Annotated in this window: 2 protein-coding genes; both read left to right on the forward strand. The window is 73.7% G+C overall.

Annotation, left to right across the window (positions count from 1 at the left end; all coding sequences use genetic code 11):
- On the forward strand, positions 1–725 hold a 725-nt coding region (locus AOK23_RS41225; protein ID WP_055717533.1), incomplete at its 5' end, for a hypothetical protein.
- Positions 726–989: 264 nt separating this feature from the next.
- On the forward strand, positions 990–1,579 hold a 590-nt coding region (locus AOK23_RS41230), incomplete at its 3' end, for a serine hydrolase domain-containing protein (RefSeq protein WP_157878311.1).

Genomic DNA, 1,579 nt, shown 5'->3' on the forward strand with positions numbered 1-1,579 from the left:
GGACGGTCGTGGCGGTGCTGCGGGGGTGGCCGTTCCTGCTCGGGGCCGGGCTGGACACGGCCGGGTTCGGGGCGCAGGTGGGGGCGTTGCTGCTGGTGCCGCTGTTCCTGGTCGAGGCGGCGGTCGCGGCGTCCCTGGCGATCACGGCGGTCGTCGGGACGTTCGTCCTCGGGCTGCGGCTGAGGCGCGGCGAGTGGACGGCCGTGGCGGTGGTGTGTCTGGGGCTCGCCACGCTGGCCGTGTCGGCCGGCCGCGAGGGTGACGGCGACGGTGACGAGGCGCTGCGGGTGACGGCGCTGGCGGTGTCGCTGCTGGTGGTGGCGCTCGGCTGGTTCGTGGGCGGACGGCTGCGGCGCGGGCGGGCCGTCGTCCTGGGCGCCGCGGCGGGCATCAGCTTCGGGCTGACCGCGACCGCCGTCCGGCTGCTGCCGGAGACGTCCGTGCCCGGCGTACTGGCCCAGCCCGTGGCGTACGCCGTGGTCGTCTCCGGTCTCGGCGGCTATCTCCTGCTCGTCCAGGCCCTCCAGTCCGGCTCCGTCACGGCGGCCACCGCGGCGATGGTGATCTGCGAGACCGTCTGGCCGGGCCTGTTCGGGGTGCTGTGGCTCGGCGACACCACCCGACACGGGTACGGCGCCCTGGCGGCCGCCGGGTTCGTGGCCTGCGTGGCGGGCGGCGTGGCGCTGGCCCGGTTCGGGGAGGTGGAGGAGGCCCAGGGCGCGTAGGGCGGCAACCCCGCTGTGGGCCGGCGGCAACCGGGCTGTCGGTCGGCGGCGACGACAGGGGGAAGCACAGGCACGTGGAATCCCGCCCCCCACAACTGACTCCGGCGGTCACCTCCGTTCGCGGTGCCGTGGCAGCAGGCTGACGGCCCGTCATGACAGATGTCATGGCACCGCTGTGAAGGTGATCGTCCAGCGGAAGGATGTAACCCTCACCGGTCCCGGCGAGACTCAGGACGTCGAGAGCCGGATCCGGGAGGAACAGCCATGCGTATCAAGCGACTTGTGGGCACAGCCGTGGGTACCACCCTGCTGCTGTTCACCGCCGTGCCCACGGCGTCCGCCGCGGGCACCACCCGGTCCGCCGCCCGTGACGCCCTGGACCGCACCGCCCTGCGCGGCACGCTCGACGCCTTCCACGAGGCGGGCATGTACGGCGCGTACTCCGCCGTGCGCGAGGGCCGCGACCGCTGGAAGGGCGCCTCCGGACTCGCCGACGTGGACACCGGCCGCAAGGTCACCCCGAACATGCGGCACCGCATCGGCAGCATCAGCAAGACGTTCACCGCGGTGGCGATCCTCCAGCAGGTGGAGAAGGGGCGGATCAGCCTCGACGCCCCGGTGACCCGGTACGTGCCGGACCTCTTCCCCGGCGCCGACCGGGAGCGCGGCGACGCGATCACCGTCCGGATGCTGCTCAACCACACCAGCCACCTCGGCGACTACGTCCTCGGTGCCTTCCCCTCCCTCGCCCAGAACTCCACCGCCAGCCTCGACGAGCACCGCTTCCGCACGATACGACCCCAGGAACTCGTACGCCTGGGCCTCGCCACACCCGCCACCGGCAGCCCCGGCGC

The sequence above is a fragment of the Streptomyces torulosus genome (assembly GCF_001419765.1).
Classification (GTDB): Bacteria; Actinomycetota; Actinomycetes; order Streptomycetales; family Streptomycetaceae; genus Streptomyces; species Streptomyces torulosus.